Source organism: Plantibacter sp. VKM Ac-2880 (assembly GCF_015351235.1).
GTDB lineage: Bacteria > Actinomycetota > Actinomycetes > Actinomycetales > Microbacteriaceae > Plantibacter.
This window is the reverse complement of the sequence record NZ_JADKSJ010000001.1, coordinates 1,007,970-1,032,367: the sequence shown is the minus strand read 5'-3', so window position 1 is coordinate 1,032,367 and position 24,398 is coordinate 1,007,970. Positions and strand designations below refer to the sequence as shown.

General features: G+C 69.8%; 23 protein-coding genes. 12 read left to right on the top strand and 11 right to left on the bottom strand.

The genetic code is table 11. The features are described 5' to 3' along the window. Positions 1 to 21 precede the first annotated feature (21 nt). Together ITJ57_RS05075 and ITJ57_RS05070 are read right to left on the bottom strand one after the other, a co-directional pair. Positions 22 to 4,038 (bottom strand): efflux RND transporter permease subunit, encoded by a 4,017-nt coding sequence (locus ITJ57_RS05075; RefSeq protein WP_194669133.1) that lies wholly within the window; start codon positions 4,036 to 4,038, stop codon positions 22 to 24. Between the two features lie 142 nt (positions 4,039 to 4,180). After that, entirely contained in the window at positions 4,181 to 5,623 is a 1,443-nt protein-coding gene (locus ITJ57_RS05070; RefSeq protein WP_194669132.1) for a PLP-dependent aminotransferase family protein, read from the bottom strand. Between the two features lie 63 nt (positions 5,624 to 5,686). Between ITJ57_RS05070 and ITJ57_RS05065 the strand changes: the two genes are divergently transcribed. After that, a complete protein-coding gene (locus ITJ57_RS05065; RefSeq protein ID WP_194669131.1) occupies positions 5,687 to 6,346 on the top strand; it encodes a YitT family protein in 660 nt (219 codons plus the stop codon). Positions 6,347 to 6,531: 185 nt separating this feature from the next. Here ITJ57_RS05065 and ITJ57_RS05060 read toward each other — a convergent pair whose 3' ends face one another. Then, positions 6,532 to 7,854 (bottom strand): cation:dicarboxylate symporter family transporter, encoded by a 1,323-nt coding sequence (locus tag ITJ57_RS05060; RefSeq protein ID WP_194669130.1) that lies wholly within the window; start codon positions 7,852 to 7,854, stop codon positions 6,532 to 6,534. A 217-nt stretch (positions 7,855 to 8,071) separates the two neighbouring features. Between ITJ57_RS05060 and ITJ57_RS05055 the strand changes: the two genes are divergently transcribed. From ITJ57_RS05055 to ITJ57_RS05030, 6 genes are all read left to right on the top strand, one after another. Then, positions 8,072 to 9,715: a sensor histidine kinase gene (locus ITJ57_RS05055; protein WP_228506497.1), complete on the top strand. Its 1,644-nt coding sequence runs from the start codon at positions 8,072 to 8,074 to the stop codon at positions 9,713 to 9,715. Then, positions 9,712 to 10,419 (top strand): response regulator, encoded by a 708-nt coding sequence (locus ITJ57_RS05050; protein ID WP_194669128.1) that lies wholly within the window; start codon positions 9,712 to 9,714, stop codon positions 10,417 to 10,419. The genes ITJ57_RS05055 and ITJ57_RS05050 overlap by 4 nt, the downstream gene beginning before the upstream one ends. Before the next feature lie 103 nt (positions 10,420 to 10,522). Next, a complete protein-coding gene (locus ITJ57_RS05045) occupies positions 10,523 to 10,759 on the top strand; it encodes a hypothetical protein (RefSeq protein WP_194669127.1) in 237 nt (78 codons plus the stop codon). Between the two features lie 69 nt (positions 10,760 to 10,828). Next, positions 10,829 to 11,470, top strand: a complete 642-nt coding sequence (locus ITJ57_RS05040; protein WP_194669126.1) for a hypothetical protein — start codon at positions 10,829 to 10,831, stop codon at positions 11,468 to 11,470. Between the two features lie 129 nt (positions 11,471 to 11,599). Continuing rightward, positions 11,600 to 12,451: a DUF4097 family beta strand repeat-containing protein gene (locus tag ITJ57_RS05035; protein WP_194669125.1), complete on the top strand. Its 852-nt coding sequence runs from the start codon at positions 11,600 to 11,602 to the stop codon at positions 12,449 to 12,451. Then, on the top strand, positions 12,448 to 13,080 hold the full coding sequence (locus ITJ57_RS05030) for a PadR family transcriptional regulator (RefSeq protein WP_194669124.1): 633 nt from the start codon (positions 12,448 to 12,450) through the stop codon (positions 13,078 to 13,080). Before ITJ57_RS05035 ends, ITJ57_RS05030 begins: the two co-directional genes overlap by 4 nt. 63 nt (positions 13,081 to 13,143) lie before the next feature. Here the strand turns inward: ITJ57_RS05030 and ITJ57_RS19295 are convergent, their stop codons facing one another. Next, positions 13,144 to 13,650: a septum formation family protein gene (locus tag ITJ57_RS19295; protein WP_370582201.1), complete on the bottom strand. Its 507-nt coding sequence runs from the start codon at positions 13,648 to 13,650 to the stop codon at positions 13,144 to 13,146. A 261-nt stretch (positions 13,651 to 13,911) separates the two neighbouring features. Here ITJ57_RS19295 and ITJ57_RS05020 point away from each other — a divergent pair, with 261 nt between their 5' ends. Next, positions 13,912 to 15,915: an APC family permease gene (locus ITJ57_RS05020; RefSeq protein ID WP_228506495.1), complete on the top strand. Its 2,004-nt coding sequence runs from the start codon at positions 13,912 to 13,914 to the stop codon at positions 15,913 to 15,915. Between the two features lie 53 nt (positions 15,916 to 15,968). Beyond that, a complete protein-coding gene (locus tag ITJ57_RS05015; protein ID WP_194669122.1) occupies positions 15,969 to 16,256 on the top strand; it encodes a hypothetical protein in 288 nt (95 codons plus the stop codon). A 10-nt stretch (positions 16,257 to 16,266) separates the two neighbouring features. Here the strand turns inward: ITJ57_RS05015 and crcB are convergent, their stop codons facing one another. The 4 genes from crcB to ITJ57_RS04995 are packed head-to-tail and all read right to left on the bottom strand — an operon-like array spanning position 16,267 to position 18,224. Beyond that, positions 16,267 to 16,647, bottom strand: a complete 381-nt coding sequence (crcB, locus tag ITJ57_RS05010; protein WP_194669121.1) for a fluoride efflux transporter CrcB — start codon at positions 16,645 to 16,647, stop codon at positions 16,267 to 16,269. Beyond that, the gene (locus ITJ57_RS05005; protein ID WP_194669120.1) at positions 16,644 to 17,114 is read right to left on the bottom strand and encodes a CrcB family protein; all 471 of its coding nucleotides are present in this window, start codon (positions 17,112 to 17,114) and stop codon (positions 16,644 to 16,646) included. The genes crcB and ITJ57_RS05005 overlap by 4 nt, the downstream gene beginning before the upstream one ends. After that, positions 17,111 to 17,635: a universal stress protein gene (locus tag ITJ57_RS05000; RefSeq protein WP_194669119.1), complete on the bottom strand. Its 525-nt coding sequence runs from the start codon at positions 17,633 to 17,635 to the stop codon at positions 17,111 to 17,113. Before ITJ57_RS05000 ends, ITJ57_RS05005 begins: the two co-directional genes overlap by 4 nt. Positions 17,636 to 17,639: 4 nt before the next feature. Continuing rightward, positions 17,640 to 18,224 carry an HhH-GPD-type base excision DNA repair protein gene (locus ITJ57_RS04995; RefSeq protein ID WP_194670307.1) on the bottom strand — a complete coding sequence of 195 codons (585 nt, stop codon included), beginning with the start codon at positions 18,222 to 18,224 and terminating at the stop codon, positions 17,640 to 17,642. 207 nt (positions 18,225 to 18,431) lie between these two features. Here ITJ57_RS04995 and ITJ57_RS04990 point away from each other — a divergent pair, with 207 nt between their 5' ends. Together ITJ57_RS04990 and ITJ57_RS04985 are read left to right on the top strand one after the other, a co-directional pair. Then, positions 18,432 to 18,647: a DUF3073 domain-containing protein gene (locus ITJ57_RS04990; RefSeq protein ID WP_056008702.1), complete on the top strand. Its 216-nt coding sequence runs from the start codon at positions 18,432 to 18,434 to the stop codon at positions 18,645 to 18,647. 120 nt (positions 18,648 to 18,767) lie between these two features. Then, the gene (locus tag ITJ57_RS04985) at positions 18,768 to 19,958 is read left to right on the top strand and encodes a 2TM domain-containing protein (RefSeq protein ID WP_194669118.1); all 1,191 of its coding nucleotides are present in this window, start codon (positions 18,768 to 18,770) and stop codon (positions 19,956 to 19,958) included. 78 nt (positions 19,959 to 20,036) lie between these two features. Here ITJ57_RS04985 and purF read toward each other — a convergent pair whose 3' ends face one another. The 3 genes from purF to ITJ57_RS04970 form a co-directional block, all read right to left on the bottom strand. Further along, positions 20,037 to 21,494, bottom strand: coding sequence for an amidophosphoribosyltransferase (purF, locus tag ITJ57_RS04980; RefSeq protein ID WP_056008709.1), 1,458 nt, complete (start codon positions 21,492 to 21,494; stop codon positions 20,037 to 20,039). Positions 21,495 to 21,567: 73 nt separating this feature from the next. Continuing rightward, positions 21,568 to 22,686, bottom strand: coding sequence for a phosphoribosylformylglycinamidine cyclo-ligase (gene purM / locus ITJ57_RS04975; protein ID WP_194669117.1), 1,119 nt, complete (start codon positions 22,684 to 22,686; stop codon positions 21,568 to 21,570). After that, positions 22,683 to 23,141, bottom strand: coding sequence for a hypothetical protein (locus ITJ57_RS04970; protein ID WP_194669116.1), 459 nt, complete (start codon positions 23,139 to 23,141; stop codon positions 22,683 to 22,685). The genes purM and ITJ57_RS04970 overlap by 4 nt, the downstream gene beginning before the upstream one ends. Positions 23,142 to 23,224: 83 nt before the next feature. On the opposite strand from ITJ57_RS04970, the gene zapE reads away from it, so the two are divergent. Then, complete coding sequence (gene zapE, locus ITJ57_RS04965; protein WP_194669115.1) at positions 23,225 to 24,370, top strand: AFG1/ZapE family ATPase; 1,146 nt, start codon at positions 23,225 to 23,227, stop codon at positions 24,368 to 24,370. The last annotated feature ends 28 nt before the right edge of the window (positions 24,371 to 24,398 follow it).

Genomic DNA, 24,398 nt, shown 5'->3' with positions numbered 1-24,398 from the left:
GGGCGCTCACGCCGGTTGGCTTCACGGCCACTGGGCGCGACGGCGCTTGGGCCGCTGCGGTCCGTCGGACGACGGCGCGTCGGGAGACGGGGCGTCCGTGGCCGACGGCTCGTCTGCGGACGGAGCATCCGTGGAGGGCGCCTCAGACGCCTGCTCGTCGGCGATCGGTGCCGCTTCGGTCGTCGGCTGCCCCGCAGCGGTCGCCTCCGGATCCGTCAGCGCCTCAGCGTCCGTCGACGGCGCAGCGTCCACCGACGGCTCAGCGTCCGTCGACGGCGCAGCGTCCACAGACGGCTCAGCGTCCCTCGACGGCTCAGCGTCCGTCGACGGCTCTACGTCAGCGGGCCGATCCACCTGGGTGGTCGACCCTGTGTCCGCGATGGGTGCGGCGTCCGTCGGCGCACCGTCGGCGACGTGTTCTCCGTGGTGAGGCGCCTCGGCCGCTGTCGCCTCGGTGATGGCGCCCGGCAGGGTGATGGCGCCCGGCAGGGTGATCGCTTCGGTCCGTGGGAGCTCGTCGCCGGTAGCGACGTGTGCTCCGTGCACCTCGTGGGCCGTGGATGCCGTCGGCTCGCCCGCGTCCGCGGTCGCGCCCTCGTCGATCGATTCGGTGCCTGTGCCCGGCCTGGCCGTTTCGACCGTCTCGGTCGTCCCGGCAGTGTCGGTCGGCGCCGTCACATCGGTCGGCGCCGTCACCTCGGTCGGACCGGTCGTGACCGTCGACACGGTCGATTCGCTCGATCCGGTCTCCGTCGTGGCCGGGCGCTCTGCTGCATCGACGCTGCCGACACCGGCGCCGACGAACGCGGGCTCCTCGACCGGCGCCGTCGCCCGCGGGCCTTCGATCGCGGCCACGGAACGCGCCCGAGGCTTCTCTGCCGCTGCGCGGCGGAGCTCACGACGCTCGCGGAAGCCCTCGACGAGGTTGTAGAGCGACGGCAACACGACGAGGGTCAGCACCGTCGAGGAGACGAGACCACCGATGACGACGATCGCGAGCGGCTGGGAGATGAACCCGCCGTGACCGGTGAGCCCCATGGCCATCGGCGTGAGCGCGAAGATCGTCGCGAGTGCCGTCATGAGGATCGGACGCAGTCTGCGGGCGGCGCCGTGCTCGACCGCCGCAGCGACGGTCATGCCCCGGCGACGGTACTGGTTCACGAGGTCCACGAGCACGATCGCGTTGGTCACGACGATGCCGATGAGCATCAGCACGCCGATGATCGAGGGGACGCCCAGCGGGATGCCGGTGATGATCTGGAGTCCGATCGCGCCCGTCGCGGCGAACGGGACCGACACGAGCAGCTCGAGCGGCTGACGCAGCGAGCGGAACGTCGCCACCATGACCACGTACACGATCAGGATGGCGGCCAGGAGCGCCAGGCCGAGCTGGCCGAACGCGTCGCTCTGCGAGGCCGTGACACCGCCGAGGGTGGCTGTGGTGCCAGCCGGCAGCTTGACGTCGTCGATGGCGTTCTGGACTTCGGCGCTCGCCGTGCCGAGGTTGTCGCTCGACGGCGTCGCGCTGACGGTCGCCGAACGCAGCCCCTTCACGGTCGAGATGCTCGACGGGCCGTCGACCTGGGAGACTGTGGCGAGGGCGTCGAGGCGGCGTGGACCGGTGGCCGTGGGCACCTGCGTGGCGGCGAGCGCGTCGACGGTCGTCGGCGGGTCCTGTGCGTCGAGGTAGATGGTGAGAGTGGTGTCGTCGATGACGATGGAACCCACGGTCGTCGGCTGCATGAGCTGGGAGATGTAGGCGCCGAGGGCGACCTCGCTGTACCCGGCGGCGGCAGCGGCGTCGCGGTCGACCGCCACCTGGACGAAGGGTCGCGACTCGCTCAGGTTGCTCGTGACCTGGTCGACGCCGTCGAGCCCGGTGACCGCGTCCTGGATCGCGTCGGCGGCCTCGGCCAGGTCGCTCTGCCGGGCGGAGGTGATGTCGATCTCGATGTCGCTTGAGCCGCCGAAGCCCGCCGAGGCCGCGACCTCGATCTCGCCGACGTCGTCGAGACCGGCCAAGTCCTTGCGGACCGTCTTCTGCAGCGCCGTCTGGTCGGCGCCCTCGGACGTCGTGATGGAGTAGGTGATGGCCCCGCCGCCACCGCCCGAGAATGCGTCGCGCACCGAGCTGCCGCTCGATCCGATCGACAGCTGGACGGTGTCGATGCCGTCGATGTCGCGCAGCTTGGTCTCGACCTGCTCAGCCGCGGCGTCCTGGGCGTCGAGACTCGTGCCCACCGGCAGGGTCTGGGTGACGGTCAGCGTGTTCTGGCCCGAGTCTCCCAGGAAGTTCGTCTTCATGAAGGGGATGAGCGCGGAGGTACCGAGGAGGACCACCGCTGAGAGCACCAGTGTGGTGACCGAGTGCTTGAGCGTCCAGTGGATGATCGGCAGGTAGCCCTTCTGGAGCCGCGAGGGCGTCTCCAGGTCGTCCTCGTCCTGCACGCTGACGCGGCGCTCGCGTCGGCTCCGGACGGACCCGGCCGATACCGCCGGTGCCTCCTCCTCCGCGGCGGCCGCGGCCGCCCGCTTGGCCTTCGGGGCGCGGAGGAACCAGTACGCGAGCACCGGCACGATGGTCAGTGCGACGAGCAACGATGCGAGCAGGGCGATCGTCACCGTGAGGGCGAATGGCCGGAACAGCTCGCCGGTCACGTCGCCGACGAACGCGATCGGAAGGAACACGGCCACGGTGGTGACGGTCGAGGCGGTGATCGCGCCGGCCACCTCCTGCACGGCGCTCAGGATCGACGCGACGCGCTGCGGCCCGGTGCGGTTGTCTCCGAACGAGAGGTGCCGCTTGATGTTCTCGATCACGACGATGGAGTCGTCGACCACGCGCCCGATCGCGATCGTCAGTGCACCGAGGGTGAGGATGTTGAGGGAGTACTCGGCGACCTGGAGCCCGATGAAGGTGATGAGCACCGAGGTCGGGATGGAGATCGCGGTCACGATCGTGGCCCGGACGTCGAGGAGGAAGACGAGGATGATCAGCACGGCGAAGACGAGACCGAGGAGGCCTTCCGTCGTGAGCGCTTCGATCGACTGCTCGATGTAGGGGGCCTGGTCGAACACGACGGTGAGTTTCGCGTCGGTGCCGATGGTCCGTTCGAGTTCGGGCAGGATGTCGCGCACGCCCTGCGAGACCTCGACGGTGTTCGCGGCGGGCAGTTTCGTGACGGCGATCGTCAGTGCCGGCTCGCCGTCGACCCGAGAGATCGAGGTGATCGGGTCGTCCGTCAGCGCGACGGTCGCGACGTCGCCGATGGTGAGCACGGAACCGTCGGCGGCGAACGAGCCCGTGATGGGCAGGGCGGCGATGTCGTCGACGGAGGTGAGCTTCGTGCCCGTCTGCACGGAGAAGGTCTTGTCGTCCTCCGTGATGTCGCCCGCGGGCTGGAGGGAGCCGTTCTGCTGCAGCGTAGTGCCGATGACCCGGCTCGTCTGCCCGGCGAGGGCCAACTTCGCGTCGTCGGGGGTGATCGTCACCCGCTTGCCCACCTCGCCGACGATCGCGGCGTCGCGCACACCCTCCACGTCCTTCAGGTCGGGGACGACCGAGCTCGACAGCACCTCGGCCAGACCGTCCTGGTCGGCCGCGCCGGAGACGGCGATCTGGATCACCGGGAGGTCGTCGATGCTGCCACTGACCACCTGCGGATCGACCGTGTCGGGCAGGGTCGACTTGATGCGGTTGATCGCCTGCGTGATCTTCTGTTCGGCGGTGGCGAGATCCGTTCCGTAGGTGAAGGTCGCGGAGATGAGGCTCGTGTTCGTGCTCGACGTCGCCGAGGTCGACTCGATGCCGGGCACCCCCTGGATCGCCGTCTCGATCGGCGTCGAGACGTCGTCGTTGACGACCTCGGGCGCAGCACCCGGGTAGCTCGTGATGATCGCGAGCTGCGGGAACTGGACCGATGGGATGAGTTCCTGTTTGAGACCGCTCACTGCGAGGACGCCGAACACGGCGGCCACGATGGTGACGAGCGCGATCAACGCGCGGTTCTTCATGCTGAGGACGGAGAGCAGATGCACGGAGCCGCTTTCGGTTGATGCGAGAGGTGCCGACTCTGCAAGTATGTCACCGCAGAACGCTTCGACCGCGGTCTCGCACAGGCGGTGGACACGGGGGGCGTCCGCGTGTCCTGGGGAGCGATCTCGTGCTCTCGACGACGGGTCAGACCACGTCTTCGAGGTAGTCCAGAGCGGGGACGTGGCCGAACATGGCCGAGTTCCACGTCTCGGTCAACAGCTCGACCGCCTGCTCGGTCTGCGCCCACGGATAGCTGATCGGGATGCGCAGATAGCGCTCGAACGCACCGTCGATGCCGAACCGTGGTCCCGCGACGATGACGAGCCCGTGACCGCGAGCCGCGAGCGAGAGCTGCGAAGACGCCGCCTCACCGAGGTTCACCCACGTGGCGATGCCGCCGTCGACGCGCGGTACCGTCCAGTCCGGCAGTCGTTCGGCCAGCAGGTCGACGAGACGATCGCGGGTCTCGCCGAGTGCCTGGCCACGTCGCGCGACGATGCCGTCCATCGCCGGCAGCAACTGCTGGACCGTCAGCTGGTCGAGGATCGGCGTGCCGAGGTCACCCAGCGACCGCGCCGAGACGAGCTTCCTGATCGTGCCCCGCTCAGCCCGGATCCACCCGATGCGCAGGCCGCCCCAGATCGTCTTGCCGACGGACCCGATCGTGACGATCGACGCCGGCGCACCCGCGAGCGCGGCGAACGGGGTGCCGTCGAGCCCCTCGTCCGTGGGCCGGTCGATGTCGAGTTCGGCCGTGGTCTCGTCGATGACGAGCACCGTCCCGTGGCGCTGGGCAGCCGCCGCGACGCGTCGACGGGTCTCGAGCGGCATCGAAGCGCCGGTGGGGTTGTGGAAGTCGGGCATGAGGTAGGCCATGGCCGGGCTGGTGCGCTCGAACCACTGCTCGAGTTCGCGGACGTCCCAGCCGGTCTCCGACGAGACCGTGGCCGCACCGAGCCGGGCTCCTGCCGCCCGGAGCGCCTCGTAGGCGTGCGGGTAGCTCGGCATCTCGACGAGGACGCGGTCGCCGCGACTCAGCAGGGTGCGGGCGATGAGGGCGATGGCGTGCTGCGCGCCGACGGTCACCATGATCTCGTCGGGGTCGGTGGGCAGGCCGCGAGCCGTGTAGCGGTCGGCGATCGCCTGCCGGAGCTCCGGCATGCCGACGAGGTCGTAGTCGAAGTCGTGCATGTAGCGCGGGAGGTCGGCGGCGGCGGCCTGGACCGCGTCGATGATCTCCGGGCACGGCGGGACGGCGGCCTTGCTGAAGTCGAGGAACCCGCCCTGCGGCACGGGGGCCAGCGAGACCGGCGCGGACGGCAGGAGGGTGACACTGCCCGAGCCGCGGATGCTGCGGAGATACCCCGCTTCCCGCAGCTCCCGATAGGCGGCGGTCACCGTGGTACGGCTCAACCCGAGCCGCTCGGCCAACTCGCGCTCGGCGGGAAGCCGGGTGCCGACGGGGATGCGGCCGTCGAGGACGAGGAGGCGGATGCGGTCCGCGAGACCGCGGTATGCGGGCGCAGCGCTCTTCCACTGCCCGAGCAGGGCGGCGAGTGAGCGTGCGCTCAGGGTGATGGAGGCCATTGAACCACGATAGCCAGATTGGCCTCTAGCGCCAAAGCCAATCGTGGAATTGGATTGTCCACCATGACCCGTCGTGTGCTCCAACTCCTCATCGGCCTCTTCCTGTACGGCATCGCCATCGCCATGATCGTGCGCGGAGCCGTCGGCGTGGCCCCCTGGGACGTCCTCACCCAGGGGCTCAACCTGCGCACCGGCCTGACCTTCGGGCTCATCACGATCATCGTCGGCGGTGTCGTGCTCCTCGCCTGGATCCCGCTGAAGCAGCGCCCCGGTGTCGGCACCGTCCTCAACGTCCTCCTCGTCGGGCCTTCGGCCGACATCGGGCTGGCCCTCATCCCCGCCGACCTCGACCTGTGGGCACGCATCCTCCTCTTCGCCGGTGGACTCCTGCTGCTCGGCGTCGCCTCCGGGCTGTACATCGGCGGCAACTTCGGCCCCGGCCCGCGCGACGGCCTCATGACCGGCATCCACCGGGTGACCGGCTGGCCCATCTGGGTCGGGCGCACGGGCGTCGAGGTGGTGGTCCTCGGCGTCGGCTGGCTCCTCGGCGGCAACGTCGGCATCGGAACGGTGCTCTTCGCCGTCCTCATCGGGCCGATCTGCGGCTACACGATCCCGCTGTTCCGGATCGCGCCGAGCACCGCGCGCCCCGCAGCCGGTGAGGCGACACTCGAGGGCGACACCCCGCCGTCGAAGCCGATCGTCGACTCACCGGCGAACTAGCCCTTCGACAGGCTCAGGGACCGGAGGCGAACTCAGGGACCGGGAAGCGAACTCAGGCTCAGGGACCGGGAGGCGACCTCAGGGGCCGGAGGCGAACTCAGGGACCGGGAAGCGAACTCAGGCTCCGGGACGCGGACAGGCTCAGGGTCCGGTGCTCCGGTCCCTGAGCCTGTCGACGGGCGCGATCAGCGCTTCGCCACCGCCACCGCACCCGTGTGGTCGTCCACGCTCATCGTCGCCTCGTCGAACCGCGACCGACCGGCGAGCACCTCGACGACCTGCGCACGGTCGACCTCCTTCACCCAGGTGCCGATGATGATCGTGGCGACCGCGTTGCCGGTGAAGTTCGTGAGGGCGCGTGCCTCCGACATGAAGCGGTCGATCCCGACGATGAGGCCGACGCCGTCAACGAGGTCGGGACGGTTCGCCTGGAGGCCGCCGGCGAGGGTCGCGAGCCCGGCACCGGTGACGCCGGCCGCACCCTTCGACGCGATGATCATGAACGCGAGCAGGGAGATCTGCTCGCCGAGGTTCATCGGCACCCCCATGACGTCGGCGATGAAGATCGACGCCATCGTCAGGTAGATCGCGGTGCCGTCGAGGTTGAAGGAGTAGCCGGTCGGGACGGTGATGCCGACGACGGGCTTCGAGACGCCGAGGTGCTCCATCTTCGCGATGAGCCGTGGCAGGGCGGCCTCCGAGGAGGAGGTACCGACGATGAGCAGGTACTCACGGCCGAGGTATTTCATGAGCGCGAAGATGTTGAACCCGGTCGCGAGGCGCAGGACGCCACCGAGCACGACGACGATGAACACCGCACACGTGATGTAGAACGCGATCATGAGCGTCGCGAGCCCGACGAGCGCGCTGGCGCCGGCGGACCCGGTCACCGCGGCGATCGCACCGAAGGCCCCGATGGGCGCGATCCACATGATCATCGCGAGCACGCGGAACACGAGCGCCTGGATCAGCTTGATCCCGCGGAGGATCGGCTCGCCCGTCGCGCCCATCTTCTGCAGGCCGAACCCGACGAGCAGGGCGACGAACAGCACCTGGAGGATGTTGCCGCCCGTCAGCGACGACACGAGCGTGGTGGGGATGATGCCGAGGATGAACTCGGTGGTGCTCTTCGCCTCCCCCTCCACCTGGTAGCTCGTCTCAGCGAGGTTCAGACCGGCACCCGGCTGGATGAGGTTGCCGACGACGAGGCCGATCGCGAGGGCGAAGGTCGACATGACGATGAAGTAGAGCATCGCGAGGCCGCCGACCTTGCCGACCGTCGCGGCCTTGGCGATGGAGCCGACGCCGATCACGATGGTGCAGAAGATGACCGGGGCGATCATCATCTTGATGAGGGCGACGAACGCGTCGCCGACCGGCTTCAACCCCTTCGCGAACTCCGGGGCGGTGAGGCCGACGACGATGCCGGCGAGCACCGCGAGGATCACCGCGATGTAGAGGTAGTGGGTCTTGTCCAGCCGTTTGAGGGAGGAGAGCGTCATTGCCATTCCGGATCCGTTTCGTCGGTGTCGCGTCAGTGCGGCAGCGGGTGGTCGAGTGGCCCCACTCTGGGACCGATCGGCCGTCGCGCCCCGGTTGTGGTCGTAGTGACCGCTTGTGGTCGTACTGGTCGCCGCAGACGGCCGCGGCCGAGCCGACACCCCGCGATACTGGGAGGGTCGACGCGACGGAGCAGACGGAGGTGGCACGATGGCCGGTCGGTCCATGAGCATCGCCTCACGCCTCTTCCTCGTGCAGCTGGTCGCGGTCGTCGCCATGACCCTCGTCGCCGGTGTCCTGCTCTGGTTCCAGGCCCGCACCGAGACCGAGGAACGCGCCGTCGCGAAGTGCCTCGATGTCGCGAACGGCATCGCCGACAACCCGTTCGTCGTCGCCCAGGTCACGACCCGGCGCCCCCAGGACACCCTGCAGCCCTACGCCGAGGCGCTCATGCGCGACACCGGGGTCGACTTCGTCACGATCATGGCTCCCGACCGCACCCGCTACACGCATCGCGAGCGCGAGCAGATCGGGAAGCCGTTCATCGGCACCATCGCCCCGGCACTCGAGGGGCGCACCTTCACCGAGACGTACACGGGCACCCTCGGCCCTTCGGTGCGCGCCGTGGCACCCATCCGGGACGGTGACGGCACCGTCGTGGCACTGGTCGCCGCCGGGGTCACCGTGAGCAACGTGTCCGAGACCTTCGAGACGCGGGTGCCGTGGCTGCTCGGCACGGCACTGCTCGTCCTCGTCGTGGGCGGCATCGCCTCCTGGACGCTCCGCCGATACCTGTCGCGGGTCACCGGTTCCCGCGGCCCGGAGGACCTGGCGCGAATGTTCGACTACTACGAGTCCGTGCTCCACTCGGTCCGCGAGGGACTCGTCCTCGTCGACCGTCAACGGCGCCTGGTGCTCGTCAACGACCAGGCCGCCGAGCTCCTCGGGCTCCCGCTCGGCGACCGCTCCCCCGGTGCGGTCCCGGTGGACGAGTTGCCGATCGACGCCGGCCTGCGCGAGCTCCTCGGCAGCGGACGACAGGCGGTCGACGAGATCCACCTCACACAGGACCACGTGCTCGTGGTGAACCAGGAGTCGGCCGTCGGCCCGGACGACACCGGCGGCCCGCACCCGAGGGGCTGGGTGATGACGCTGCGCGACCACACGGAGATCGAGCACCTGAGCGGCGAGCTGGCGTCGATGCGCACCATGAGCGACGCCCTCCGCTCACAGACGCACGAGTTCGCGAACCGCCTGCACACGATCGTCTCGCTCATCGAACTGGATCGCCGCGACGAGGCGCTCGAACTCGCCGCCCAGGGTCTCGGAGCCAGCCAGCGCCTGACCGACCGGGTCCTCGCCGCCGAACAGGAGCCGGTGATCTCCGCCCTGCTGCTCGGGAAGACGGCGCAGGCCGCCGAGCAGGGGGTCGAGCTGCACCTGGAGAGCGACCCGGCACTCGGACGGGTCCGTGTGGATCCGGCGGTCGTCGTCACGATCCTCGGGAACCTCATCGACAACGCCATCGACGCGGCGTCCGGCGATCGCCCCTGGGTGGAGGTCTACCTCGGGCAGGGGTTGGCCGATCCGTCCGCGACGGACCAGACGGCCGGGACGGACGCGACGGAACTGGTGATCCAGGTGACCGACAGCGGTCCCGGGCTCGATCCCGAAGCGCTCGACCTCGCCTTCGTGCGCGGGTGGTCGACGAAGGAGCCCGGCCGGTACGGTCGCGGGTTCGGGCTGGCGCTCGTCCGGCAGGCCGTGACCCGGCTCGGTGGCACCATCGAGGTCGTGCGCGAACCGGCCTCGGCGTTCGTCGTGACCCTGCCGGCTGCCGTCGGCGTCCGGGACGAGGCGACGGCATGAGCGAGTCGATCCGCGTCCTGGTGGTCGAGGACGAACCCATCGCGCAGCAGGCCCACGCCGCCTACCTGCGCCGGGTGGACGGGTTCACCCTCGCCGGTGTCGCCGGGGACGCGGCCACCGCGATGCACCTGCTGCGGGCCGCGGACGCCCAGCGTTCGTCTGACGACCGCATCGACCTCGTCCTCCTGGACCTCAACCTGCCCGACGCGCACGGTCTCGAACTGTGCCGGCGCATCCGGACCGCGGGGATCGACGTCGACGTCATCGCGATCACGGCGGCGCGCGACCTGCGGATCGTGCGGGCGGCGGTGTCGGCCGGGGTCGTCCAGTACCTCATCAAGCCCTTCGCCTTTCCGGCGTTCGCCGACAAGCTCGAGGCGTACCGGACCTTCCGTCGCACGATGACCGCCGAGGGTGCCGTCGCGAGTCAGCACGAGGTCGACCTCACGCTCGCCACCCTGCGAGCGCCGTCGTCGCGGCCGCAACTGGCGAAGGGACTGTCGGAGGACACCCTCCGGCTGGTGTCCGAGTTGCTGCGGCAGGCGACCGAGCCCTTGTCCGCCAGTGAGGCGGCCACCGCCGGTTCGCTCTCGCGGGTGACGGCGCGACGGTACCTCGAATACCTCGCCGAGACGGGCGCGGTGGAGCGCTCACCGCGGTACGGCACCCCGGGGCGACCGGAGCTCGAGTACCGCTGGCGATGAGGCGGCATGGCTCCCGCCTCCGCCGCTCGGTGGAGTCGGCTGCACCGGAGCGCTCCGCCAGCCGACGGATGTCGGATGACGGCCCACTTCCTAAGCTCGGATCATGACCTCGCAGACGACCTCCTCATCCCGCTCCGCTCGACCCACCCGCATCGACCCGATCGTGATGAGCGCGATGACCGGCGCCGGTGTGGGCCTCGGGTTCGCCATCGCCCTCGCCGTCGCCGCGCTGCTCGACGTCCCCTTCGGCATCCCGCTCGCGATCGCCCTGCCCGTGGCGATGCTGCTCGCCGTCGGAGCGGCGATGCTGATCACCCGCCGACGCAACCGGCGCGTCTGACCCCTGGCTGGTCGCGCTGGTGTCGGTTAGCGTGGTGGGCATCGACCTGCCGACGACGGGAGCCACGCCATGACCCAGCGCAGCACCCGCAGACGATCGGTGCGTTCCGCCATCACGATCGTGGTCCTCACCGCCCTGTGCTCCGGTTGCGGCATCGGACGCCCGGCGGTGGTCCCGAACGACGTCGACGACGCTCGACTCATGCGGCTCGCCTCGGATCCCCTGCTCGCGGGCGGCGTCGTGCAGGAGGCGCACGCACCTGACACCTCGGCCAACGTCACGGTGCAGCGCGGCAGCGTGACGCGCGCCGACGAGTGGGAGGCACCGCTCGCCGACGATGGGACGGTGGTGCCGGGTGCGACCCTGGAGGAGGCCCGCTCGCTGCTCGAGACCGTTCGGGACGCCGGGTGGACACCCGTCGCCGTCTCGTGCTCCTTCGATCGCTCCGGTGAGCTCGGGGCGGCGCGTGTGTTCGCCGTGAAGGAGCTCGGTGACTTCACCGCGGCGTTCGAGTCGCACGTGTCCCTTCGGCTGACCGACCGTGTTGCCTACGCGCCCTTCCACGACGAGGACGCGGATCCCTGGCGGCCGACCGCCCCCATCGTGTCAGGCGACAGCTGCCTCGACACTGCGCCAGCTCCCGGCGAGGACGCCCCGCCTCCGGAGAACGTCCCGCTACCCGACGAGCTGAACATCTCGCGCTGGTACTGAGCGCAGCCGATCCCGGGGTCGACTCAGGGTGATCCCTGACGTTCCCGGGGTTGCCGCCCGACGGAACGCGATATATCGTGAGTTTCAGCTCAACGCGATATATCGCGTTCAATCGGAAGGAAGCGCACCATGGCACAGGAGAAGTGGATCATCGCCCCCGGCGAGAGCCGCATCATCGACCTCGAGCTCGTGAGGCGGCTGAAGGTCGGCCTCATCGGCGGCCAGGTCGACATCATCGGACACGACGAGCCCGGTGCACGCATCGAGGTCGGCGGCGTCACCGGCAAGGACCTCAAGATCACCATCGACGGCGACGTCGCGGAGATCGACCACCCGCAGCTGCGCTGGGACAACTTCCTCGAGGTCTTCTCGAACTTCGGTGCGAACCGCGCCACCGCCCAGGTCAGCGTGCTCGTCCCGCGCGACATCGCCCTCACGCTCGGCGTCGTGAGCGCCGGTGCCCTCGTCTCGGGGCTCACCGCCGACGTGAAGCTCAACACCGTCTCGGGCGACCTCGTGGCCGACCGCATGACCGGACGCCTCGACCTCAACTCGGTGAGCGGTGAGGTCACCGTCCAGCACCACACCGGCCGGATCAATGCCCACACCGTGTCCGGGGACGTCACCGTCTCGGGCGACATCACCAGGGCGTCCGTCGACGGCGTGTCCTCCGACCTCCTCCTCGACATCCACGGCGCCGCGGAGCAGCTCGACCTGAACACCGTGAGCGGCGCGATCACGGTCCGCCTCGACGACGACCTCGCCGCTCGCTACACGGCGAACTCCGTCGGCGGCCGCCTCGCCATCGACGGCGTCGTCCTCAAGGGACTGCGCGGCGGCGGCTACAACTCGCACACCGGCGCCCTGTCCGGCCAGTTCGCCGAGGTGCGCCTCAACACCGTCGGCGGTGCGGTCACCGTGCTCCGTCGTGCGACGGCCGAGCCCGCCACCGCGACGACCGGGAGCGAGGCCGGAGCATGAGCCCCGTCTTCGCGCACGGCAGTCTGCGCCTGTACCTGCTGAGCCTCCTCGAGGAGTCGCCCAAGCACGGATACGAGCTCATCCAGGCACTCACGGATCGGAGCGGCGGCACCTACAGTCCGAGCGCCGGCACCATCTACCCCCGCCTCGCGAAGCTCGAGGAGGAGGGCCTCGTCACCAAGACGAGCGACGGCCGGAAGACCGTCTACGAGATCACCGAGGCCGGCCGAGCGGAACTCGCGGCACGCGCCGGCGAACTCGACGGCATCGAGGACCAGCTCACCGACTCCGTGCGCCGGATCGCCGATGAGGTCCGGAGTGGGGTGACGGCGGCCATGAAGAGCCTCCGCGCCGATCTCGCCTCCGCGGCGCGTGAGGCGAAGCAGTCGTCGAAGCCCGGGCCGAGCTGGACGACCGCCTCCGAGGAGAGCGCCGACCAGAAGGTGCAGGGCCGCCTGGCGCTGCACGAGACGGACGTGTCGATCAACGAGTTCCGGCAGACCGTCCGCGCTGAGCTCCGCGATCACGTCGCACGCGGGGGTGTCCTCGACGAGGCGACCGTCTCCGCCCTGCGTGCCGACCTCGTCGCCGTCCGCGACCGCCTGCAGGAGCGACTCCGCAGCTCCTGACCATCGACGGACGACGAAGCGCCCGCCTCCGCATCGGGAGGCGGGCGCTTCGTCGTCCTCGCGTCAGCGCGCGGCGCCGGCGAGCGAGCCCGTGGTCGCGGCGGTGTCGAAGATCACGCAGGTGACGAGCCGGTCGTCCATCTCCTCCCAGCTGCCCTTCGTCGGCGTGTAGTAGTTGAACTCGAGCGTGGAGTCCTCGTAGGCGATCCCGGTGAACGGCTGGAACTGCGCGGAGCAGCCGTCGTCGGCCTGCTGCGTGACCGCCTCGTCACCCGGCCATTCGTCGCCGGTCAGCGTGACCTCGCCGTACACCTCGTACTGGTGGGGTTCGGAGCACGGCACGGTGGGCACCTCGGAGACCTCCTCCGAGGACGACTCGTCGTTCAGGCAGTCGCCGACGGAGAGCGTGAAGACGTCGGTGGTGCCCCCGCCGACGATCTCTCCGGACTGGGCGTCACGGGTCTCGGCCGGCTTCGAGAGGATGCCCTCGACGACACTGCAGCCGGAGAGCGTGAGGGCCGCGGCGAGGGAGGCGAGCGCGAGTGGGAGGAGACGACGGTGAGTGGTCACGATGAAGGTCCTTGCGGTGGGTGGTCGATCACGGGCGGCACTCCCGGCTCACAGCCAGGCAACAGCCGTCGATCAGGATATTGGTCGGCCATCCTGGCCCGCCACTCCCCCGCTCGATGAACACTGCGTCACGGTCGGGTGACGATGCCTGTCCATCCAGCTCATCTCCGCTTGACTCCCCTTGACGAAGGAGTAGTATCGCCGCTCGTGACAACTGAGGGTCGCGAGCCCGGGACAGAACCACGATCAGCAAAACGCTGGTTGATCGGGGACCCGCTGCCGACCGAGAACCTGGAGGGCCAGCTCCTCCCCAAGCGCCTCGCGCTGCCGATCTTCGCGAGCGACGCGCTGTCGAGTGTCGCGTACGCTCCGCAGGAACTCCTCATGATCCTGACCCTCGGCGGGCTCGCGTTCCTGAGCTTCGCGCCCTGGGTCGCCGCGTGCGTCGTGATCCTGCTGGTCGTGGTCGTCGCGAGCTACCGACAGCTCATCAAGGCGTACCCCTCGGGCGGTGGTGACTACGAGGTCGCGCACCGCAACCTCGGCGAGAAGGCCGGCCTCGTCGTCGCCTCGGCATTGCTCGTCGACTACGTCCTGACGGTCGCCGTGTCGGTCGCCTCCGGCGTCGACAACATCATCTCCGCGATCCCCGGGCTGAACCCGTGGCGCGTGGAGCTCGCGGTCGGCTTCGTGCTCGTGCTCATGGCCGTGAACCTCCGTGGCGTCCGCGAGTCCAGCAAGGCCTTCGCGATCCCCACCTACTTCTTCATCGCGAGCGTGCTCGTCATGATCGTCGCCGGGCTCGCGCGCACCTTCCTCGGTGACGCACCGGTCGCGTCGAGCGCCGAGTTCACGGTGCAGGGCGAGAGCCTCACGCAGGCCGCGTTCATCCTGCTCCTGCTCCGCGCCTTCTCCTCCGGCTGCTCCGCGCTCACCGGCGTCGAGGCGGTCTCGAACGGCGTCCCCGCGTTCCGACGTCCGCAGATCAAGAACGCGCAGAAGACCCTCGTCCTCATGGGCGGCGCAGCCATCGTGCTGTTCGTCGGACTCACCGCCCTCGCGCTCATCTCCCGCGTGCACTACGCCGAGAACGCCTGCCACCTCGAAGGCTTCGTGAACTGCGCGACCACGCCGCAGCCGAGTCTCATGGCGCAGGTCGCGACCGCGGTGTTCGGCGCGAACAGCATCCCGTTCTTCCTCATCCAGGCGGCGACCGCCTGCGTCCTCCTCCTCGCCGCGAACACCGCCTTCAACGGGTTCCCGCTCCTCGGATCCGTCCTCGCGCGCGACTCCTACGCCCCCAAGTCGCTCAACACCCGTGGCGACCGCCTCGTGTTCTCGAACGGCATGATCATCCTCGGGCTCGCCGCCTGCGCGATCCTCGTGGTCTACCAGGCCAACCTCACGCAGCTCATCCAGCTGTACATCATCGGGGTCTTCGTCTCGTTCACGCTCGGGCAGACCGGGATGGTGAAGCACTGGCTGCGCATGCTCCGGGAGGGCTGCGACAACCGGGGCTCCGTCTACCGCGGCCTCGCGATCAACGCGTTCGGCGCGCTCCTCACCGCGAGCGTCCTCATCGTCGTCACGATCACGAAGTTCACCCACGGCGCGTGGCTCGTCTTCGTGCTCATGCCGATCCTCTTCGTGCTCATGCTGGGCGTCAACCGCTACTACCGCGACGTCGAGAAGGAGGTCGAGGTCGACCCGACCACCACCTTCGGAGCGACGGGCGACCACGCGATCGTCCTCGTCGGCAAGATGCAGAAGCCGATCCTCAAAGCGCTCGACTACGCGATCGCGGCCAAGCACGACAGCCTCGAGGCCGTGCACATCTCGGTCGACCCCGAGTCCACGAAGGTGCTCGAGCAGCAGTGGATCGAGCAGAACATCCACGTGCCGCTCGTCATCCTCGAGTCGCCGTACCGCGAGTTCGCCATGCCGCTCGCGAAGTACATCAAGGCCCACCGCGCGGAGCACGGCTCCGAGGTCGTCACGGTCTACATGCCGCAGTACATCGTCGGCCACTGGTGGGAGAGCCTCCTCCACAACCGGCGGGCTTCACGGATCCGCAACCAGATCATGCTCGTGCACGGCGTCACCGTGGCCCTCGTGCCGTGGTTGCTCGACTCCTCGGAGCTCATCTACGGCCGCCGGTCCCGTCCGCTACCCGGACAGGAGCGACGCGGCGAGATCGTGCGCGTGAAGAAACCGATCGAGCGGAAGCCGCACATCGACCGCAACACGGGCCGCACCAGGACCTGAGGCGCGCATCCTCGCGGCCTCCCCGGTGCCCGACGAACTGACAGACTGAAGGCATGTTCACCTGGGGTCTCTCGCTGCTCTTCCTCGCGGCCGTGTTCGGCACCCTCTCGATGGCGCGACTCATCGCGACGAACCCCGACTCCCCCCTGCCGATGTGGCAGGGGCGGCCGCAGCGGCTCCCCCAGTTCACGATCATCCTGCGCGGACTCTCCGGCGGTCTCGGCGTGTTCGGCGTGTTCCTCCTGTGGTCGGAGATCGGGTTCTGGAGCATCCTCCTGCTCGTCGTCGCCCTCGGCATCCCGATCGTGCTCAACGTCCGGCACAACCGCCGGTTCGAGTGACGGGTGTCGCTCAGGCGACGAGCGAACCGACCCAGAAGCCGAGCAGAGCGGCGAGCACCGCGACGACCAGCATGCCGAGCGCGTTCACGACGCCCGCCCGTGTGTGCCCGTCCTGGAGCAGCCGGACCGTCTCGATGCTCGCGGTGCTGAACGTCGTGTAGCCGCCGAGCAGTCCACCGCCGAGGACGAGCCGCCAGCTGTCGTCGACGACCCCGCCGAGGGCGAGCGCGGTCACGAAGCCCAGGAGCAGCGATCCGGTGACGTTGATCACCGCGGTGCCCCATGGCGCCGCACCGCCGAGCCGTGAACGGATGACGCCGTCGACCACGAGCCTCGCCGCCGCACCGACGCCACCGGCCGCGGCGATCCCGAGGAACAGCAGCGGGGTCATGCGGCCTCGCCGCCGTCGGGCACCGGTCCGGCTGTCGTGCCCCGACCACGGGCCCGTCGGGCGAGGGCGATCCCGAGCGCGCTCGCGAGGACACCGAGCACCACGCTGCCGACCACGTACAGGACACCGACGACCGGCCGGCCGCCGAGCAGCAGGAGCCCGCTGTCAACTGCCAGGGCACTGTAGGTCGTGAACCCGCCGAGGACGCCGGTTCCGAGGAACAACCGCAGGTCGCGCCGCCGACCGACGTCGGGACCGCGCAGGAGCAAGGTCTCGAGGAGGACGCCGAGGAGGAACGCCCCGACGATGTTGATGCCGAGGATCGCGACGGGGACGCCGTCGACCGGCGGAACGGCGAGCGAGATGGCCTCCCGCGCGCCCGTGCCGATGGCACCGCCCAGCGCGACCATCGCCATGACGGCCGGTCGGAGATGCGGCGGGCGCGGGGTCGCAGCGCCTGCGGTCATTGCGGTTCGCCCAGGGACGCGTCCCACAACGGGTCCGCGGAAGAGCTCGGGGCGAGCGGGACCACGATCACCGGCCGAGCCTGGCGATGCGCGAGCGCGGCGGCCACGGAACCGGTGAGGAACTCGAGGATCCCCTTTCGCAGCCCGCGTTCCCGGGTACCGACGATGATCGCCCGGGCTCCGACCGAGTCCGCGAGCCGCCCGAGAGCTCGCGCCGGATCACCGGCCAGCTGGGTCAGCTCCCACGGCACCCCGAGGGGATCGAGCACGCGGTGCGCCGTGATCGCGATCCCCGGGTCGCCGGGCTCCGGGTCGAAATCGTGGAGATCGGCGTCGAAGGGCATCGAGGTGACGGACCCGTCGGCGTTCTCGACGACCACGAACCGGCTCGCGTCGACGTGGGCGAGCAGGAGCCGACAGCCGAACGCCTGCGCGAACGACGCCGCCTCGAGCAGGACGGTATCAGGCTGATGCGGTGTGACGCCGACGACCATCGCCGTACCCTGCTGCGGGGAGCTCATGTCCTCACTGCTCCTTGGCGCGCTTCGCCGCCGCCTTGGCCGCCTGCTTGACGGCTCGGACCTGCGCGAGCGACTCCGGGTCGACGATGTCGGCGACGGATCGCAGACTGCCGTCCTCGCCGTAGGGTTCCGACGCCTCGCGCCAGCCGTCGGCGCTCAGGCCGTAGCGCTTGCCGAGGAGCGCGAGGAAGATCCTCGCCTTCTGGTCGCCGAAGCCCGGCAGGGCCAGCAGGCGCGTGAGGACCTCCTGACCGTCCGGTCCGCCTCGGGTCCAGATCGCTTCGGCGTCGCCGTCCCACTGCTCGACGATCGCGGAGCACAGCTGCTGCACGCGCTTCGCCATCGAACCGGGGAAGCGGTGGACGGCCGGACTCGTCGAGAACACCGCGGCGAACGCCTCGGGATCGGTGTACGCGATGCTCGCAGCATCGAAGGAGCCGAGGCGGTCGCGGATCTTCAGCGGGCCGGCGAAGGCAGTCTCCATGGGGACCTGCTGGTCGAGGAGCATGCCGATGAGGAGGGCGAGCGGATCCGAGGACAGCAGTCGGTCGGCGTCCTGGTCTCCCGTGATGTGCAGGGTTCCGGTCATGCCACCATCGTCCCACCAGTCGTCGCGCAGGCCCACCCCCGGCGCGGCACGCCGTGCAGGCCGCCCGCCGAGCGGGTCCTCCCGCACGAGCGCTCCGGCCACGGGCAGCATGGTAAGCTGAACGCTAGTCTTTATCGTTCCCTGGTAGGCGAAAGCCCCGGACGCCCCGCAAGCGCGGCCGGTCAGAAAATCATGAGGGGGTCTCGCATGGGTCGTGGCCGTCAAAAGGCAAAGCACACGAAGATCGCTCGTGAGCTCAAGTCGTTCAGCCCGGACGTGAACTACAACGCGCTGGAGCGCGAGCTCACGGGACACTCCGCCGACGGCCCGAACACGGGTGTCGACGAGAGCTACGACGACGAGATCGCGAAGTGGGCTGAGTACGCCGACAAGTACGCCGACGGCGAGGCGAAGGGCGCGTAGTCGCGTCCTCCCCGTTCGTCGAGTGGCGTCCGTCGCCGGAGCCGTCGCCTGCAGCTGAGGGGTTTCTCCGACGACCCTGGGCAAATGGAGTTCTGACGAGGCGGAGACTAGCCTGGACGGATGAACACCGACGAGCTCCGTAGTGCCGCCAAGAAGCGCCTGAAGGCGCAACACGATTTCAAGCAGTTCCTCGCCGTCTGGGGTGCTGTCTCCGTCCTCCTCGTCGTCATCTGGCTCCTCACGGGCGCCTGGGGCTACTTCTGGCCGATCTGGCCGATCTTCGTGATGGGGATCGCGGTCCTGTTCGTCGGTCTCGACGCCTACGGGCCGTCCAAGCACATCACCGAGGATGCGATCGACGCCGAGGTCGCCCGTCTGGTCGACCGTCAGCAGCAGCGCGCCGCGGCACGTGCGGCCGCCGCCCAGCCCACGTACGAGCAGGGCCAGCAGTACACCGGCGGCCAGACCGCCGCTTACGACCCCTCCGTGTACCAGAACGGGCAGACCGTCCAGGCGCCCGCATACGACCCGACGCAGTACCAGCGCCAGACGGGCTCGTACGACACCGCGCAGTACCAGACCGGCCCGACGCCCGGATACGGCGCCCAGCCGTCGCCCGAATCGGCGACCCAGGCGTACACCGGCACCCAGCAGTACGGCACGCAGGAGCAGCCGTCGCCTGAGACCACCGCCACTGCCGTTCCGGCTCCGCCCCGGACCACCGAGCCGACGCCGACCGAGCAGTTCGCCGCCGTCTTCTCCGGCACCGGCCTGCCGACCGCAACGGACAACGCGCCGAGCGAACCGGCCGAGTCCATCGTCCTCGAGTCCACGGCCACCGGCGACACCGAGACGGTGACGGCGGCCGCCGACGAGACGCAGGCACGACTGGACGGTGAGACGCCGACCGATCACGTGTCCTCCGAGGGCACCACCGACGGCGCGAGCGACCGGGCGACGACGTCCGCCGCCGCGGCCCCTGCCGCGACGGTCAGTGCACCGCGGAAGACGACGACGCGCTCGACGGCCCCGAGGAAGCCCGCCGCCAAGGCCGCGACGGCCGCCGGCACCACGGTTCGGAAGACGAGCTCGACCCGCGCCTCCACCGGGACCGCCTCACCAAAGACAGCCGGAGCGAAGGCCCCCGCCGCGAAGGCCACGGGGACGAAGCGGACCACGTCCGCCTCCACCACGGACGGTACGCAGAAGGCCCCGGCGGCGAAGGCACCGGCGAAGCCGCGCACGACGAAGCCGAAGGTCACGCCGACCGATGCTCCGACGACGGCCACCGAGCCGGGCACGACCGAGTAACACCCGCGACACGACGACGGCGCGCGATCCCCACCGGGGTCGCGCGCCGTCGTCGTTCAGGTGCGGAAGGTCAGACGCTCAGGAGAGCTGCGAGCGCTCGACCCACTCGAGGTACTCCTCGGAGACGGTGCCCGTCACGTACTCCCCGGTGAAGCAGCTCATCTCCAGGTCGCTGATGCCGGACCCCTCGAGGATGGCGGCCTTCATGTCGGCGACCTCCTGGTAGATGAGGTTGTCGGCACCCAGCTCGCGCGCGATGTCGGGGATCTTCTTCCCGTGCGCGACGAGTTCCTGCCGAGACGGCATGTTGATGCCGTACACGTGCGGGTACCGGACGGGCGGGGCCGCGGAGGTGAACGTCACCTTGTTGGCACCGGCGAGCCGGGCCATGTCGACGATCTCTTTCGAGGTGGTCCCGCGGACGATCGAGTCGTCCACGATGAGGATGTTCTTGCCCTTGAACTCCGACCCCATGGCGTTGAGCTTCTGGCGCACGCTCTTCTTCCGCTGGGCCTGGCCCGGCATGATGAAGGTGCGGCCGACGTATCGGTTCTTGTAGAACCCCTCGCGGTACTCGATGCCGAGCTTCTGCGCCACCTGCATGGCCGCGGGCCGTGAGGAGTCGGGGATCGGCATGACCACGTCGATGTCGCCCATCGGCGTGTACTCGGCGATCGTGTCGGCGAGCCGGTTGCCGAGCCGCAGCCGTGCCTCGTAGACCGAGATGCCGTTCATGACCGAGTCGGGCCGCGCAAGGTAGACGTACTCGAAGGAGCACGGGACGAGCCGCGGGTTCTTGGCGCACTGGCGGGAGTAGAGCTCGCCGGAGGCGGTGATGAAGACGGCCTCGCCCGGGGCGATCTCGCGCACGGTCTCGTAGCCGCCGGCCTCGAGGACGAGCGACTCCGAGGCGACGACCCAGTCGTTCCCGACCAAGCCCGTCTGGCGCTTCCCGAGGATGAGCGGGCGGATGCCGAACGGGTCGCGGAAGGCGAGCAGCCCGTGGCCGGCGATGAGGGCGATCGTCGCGTAGGAGCCCTCGACGCGCTCGTGGACGTTCTCCACGGCGTTGAACACCTGGTCGGGGTCGAGGTCGAGGCCGCTGATCTGCCCCTGCAGCTCCGTCGCGAGGACGTTGAGGAGGAGTTCGGTGTCACTCGTGGAGTTCACGTGACGGCGGTCGACGTGGAACAGGTCCTTGCTGAGCTCACGCGTGTTCGTGAGGTTGCCGTTGTGGATGAGCGTGATGCCGTAGGGCGCGTTCACGTAGAACGGCTGCGCCTCGCTCTCGTTGGCGGCGTCGCCCTTCGTCGCGTAGCGCACGTGGCCGAGCCCCATGTTGCCGAGCAGCGAGCGCATGTCGCGCGTGCGGAAGGCTTCCCGCACCTGCCCCTTCGCCTTCACCATGTGGAAGGTGCTGCCGTCGGCGGTGGCGATACCGGTGGAGTCCTGACCGCGGTGCTGCAGGAGCAGGAGGCTGTCGTAGACCTGCTGGTTGGCAGGCTCGGTTGAGACGATGCCGACGATGCCGCACATGCGTGGGGACTCCTTGTGGTTCGTGCTGGGCGAGTGACGGAACGGAGGGAAGCGGGAACGTGCGGCGGTGGCGTCAGTCGCGGTAGGCGCCGACGAGGCGGACGGCGCCGCCGTCGACCCCCTTCGCGCCCTGCTCGAAGCCGGTGAGGTCGTGGGTGGCGGCGTCTGCACCGAGGTGCACGGTTCCGACCTGCCAGGTCGCGATGCCGTCGGCCTCGAGTGCGGTGGTGATGTCGGCGGCCAGGGCGGGCGACACGACGGCGAAGAACCCAACACCGAGGTTCCAGGTGCCTTCGCTGGACTCCAGCGTGGAGCCCGCGAGGTCACTCAGCGTGCGGAACACGGGAGCCGGGCTCCACGTGGAGCGATCGACCTCAGCCCAGGAGCCCTTCGGGAGGACGCGTGCGAGGTTCGCGGCGATGCCGCCGCCCGTGACATGGCTGAGCGAGTGCACACCGCCGGCGAACGCGGGGGCGTCGAGCAGGCGCAGGAGCGGGAGGGTGTAGAGACGCGTCGGTTCGAGGAGCGCCTCACCAAAGGTGGTGCCGAGCTCGTCGCTGTGGTCGCCGTAACCGACACCAGCCTGAGCCAGGATGTGGCGGACGAGGGAGAAGCCGTTGGAGTGCAGACCGGAGGACGCGAGGGCGAGGATGACGTCGCCGTCCTCCACCCGGTGCTCACCGAGGATCGCATCCGCTTCGACCGCTCCGGTGCAGGCTCCGGCGACGTCGTAGTCGTCGACCCCCAGGAGCCCCGGGTGCTCGGCCGTCTCGCCGCCGATGAGCGCGGTCCCGGTGTCGGAGCAGGCGCGGGCGATGCCCGACACGATCGAGGCGATGCGCTCGGGGTGCACCTTGCCGCAGGCGATGTAGTCGGTCATGAAGAGCGGCTTCGCGCCCACCACGACGATGTCGTCGACGACCATGCCGACGAGGTCCTGACCGATGGTGTCGTGCTTGTCGATCGCCTGCGCGATCGCGACCTTCGTGCCGACGCCGTCGGTGGAGGTCGCGAGCAGCGGGCGACGGAAGGACGTGAGCGCCGACGCGTCGAAGAGGCCGGCGAAGCCACCGAACCCACCGAAGACCTCGGGGCCGTGCGTCTTGGCGACGGCCGCCTTCATGAGGTCGACGGCGCGGTCACCGGCTGCGGTGTCGACACCGGCTTCCCGATAGGTGGTGGATGAGGTCATGACCGTCCTGAACCTTCTGCGGTGGGTGGATTCGGGGGGCCGGACTCACCTGGCTCGGCACTCGCGGAACCGGTCGGCTCCGCGTCTGCCGCGGGGGTTCCGGCTGGATGCACGTCAACTCTATCCGCTCGGACGATCCGCGTCCGTCGGGCCATCGAGCGGTCGATGAGCAGGCCGATCCCGAGGGCGGCGGCACCGAAGACCACGATGCACACGAGCAACAGGAAGCCGAAGACCTGGGTGAGCGAATAGTCGGGGCTCGTCGGGAACGCGAAGGTGAGGACGAGGGCCGCGATGATCCCCACGAAGGCCCCGATGACGAGGAACCGCCAGTAGCGGGGCGAGCGGCGGACGGCGACGGACCCCGAGGAGTACACGGTCGCTACCTCGGTGTCGGTGGCGGATTCGGAGGGGAGCTGAGCTTCCGGCGCTGGCTGCCCGGTGGCATCTGTCATGAGTCCATTCTCCCCCACGATCCCGGCCACCGTGAACCGTTGGTGAACGCCGGCCGACATCCGTCGGCGACTACGATCGAGCGGTGGACACGATCGAGACGACCGGGGCGATCCCGTCCGACGACGCGTCCGAACGGGATCTGCTCGCGGCGGTCGACGCCGCAGCCAGCGACGCCGGGTTCACGCTGGAGCCCGAACAGCTCGAGGTGGTGCGCCGGCTGGCGGCGCTGCCGATCGGCGGGGACGAGCCCGCCCACCTGTACCTCTGGGGTGCCGCCGGTCGCGGGAAGACCTGGCTGCTCGACACGTTCTTCGCCGCCCTGCCGACGCCGCGGAGACGACGGGTCCACTTCCACTCCTTCTTCCGCGGGCTGCACGCCTCGATCCATCGGCTCCGCACCGAGGCCGCCGACACCGCACGGGCGACGGGTGAACCGGGCGCCGGCTCCCGCGCGGCCGCCGGAGCGGTCGTGAACGCGGTCGAGCAGGCCGTCGACGAGCTGCTGGACGACGTCGACGTCGTGCTCTTCGACGAGTTCCACGTGCACGATCCGGGTGACGGCATGCTCATGATCCGACTCCTCGAGGCGCTGTTCGCTCGGCAGGTGACCCTGCTGACGAGTTCGAACTTCCGGCCTCAGGACCTCCTACCCGATCCGGTGTACCACCACCTCTTCGAGCCGGGCATCGCGATGATCGAGGCGAACATGACCGTGGTCGAGCTCGCGGGGTCGACGGATCACCGCCGTTCCTCCCCGATTCGGCGACGCGACGGCTTCGCCCGGGGCAGCTGGTCCGTCGCCGGCGAGGCCGCGGACGCCCACCTCGCCGCCGTCGGGCTCAACCGTCCCGGGCCCGACGAGGCGACGACGCTCGCGATCAGCGGGCACACCTTCCACGCGGCCGCCGCGGGCGACGGCACCGTCTGGTTCACCGGCGCGGAGCTCCTCGAGCGTCCGACCTCCGTCGGTGACTACCTCGCCTGGGCGGCGGACTACGACCGGTGGGTGCTCGACGCGCTGCCGGCGTCCCACGACCTCACCCGTGAGGCTCGCGCCCGGTTCGTGCACCTCGTCGACGCCCTCTGCGACCTCGGCGTCGAACTGCACGCCGTCGCGGCGACCGACCGGGAGACCTTCATCGCCGCTCCCGGGCTCGGTCGGGGTGGTTTCGCCCGCGACGCGGTCCGGACGCGCAGTCGGCTCGCTCTGCTCCGCGAGATCGGCTGAGCGCCCCTCGACCGCGGGCGAGCACGTG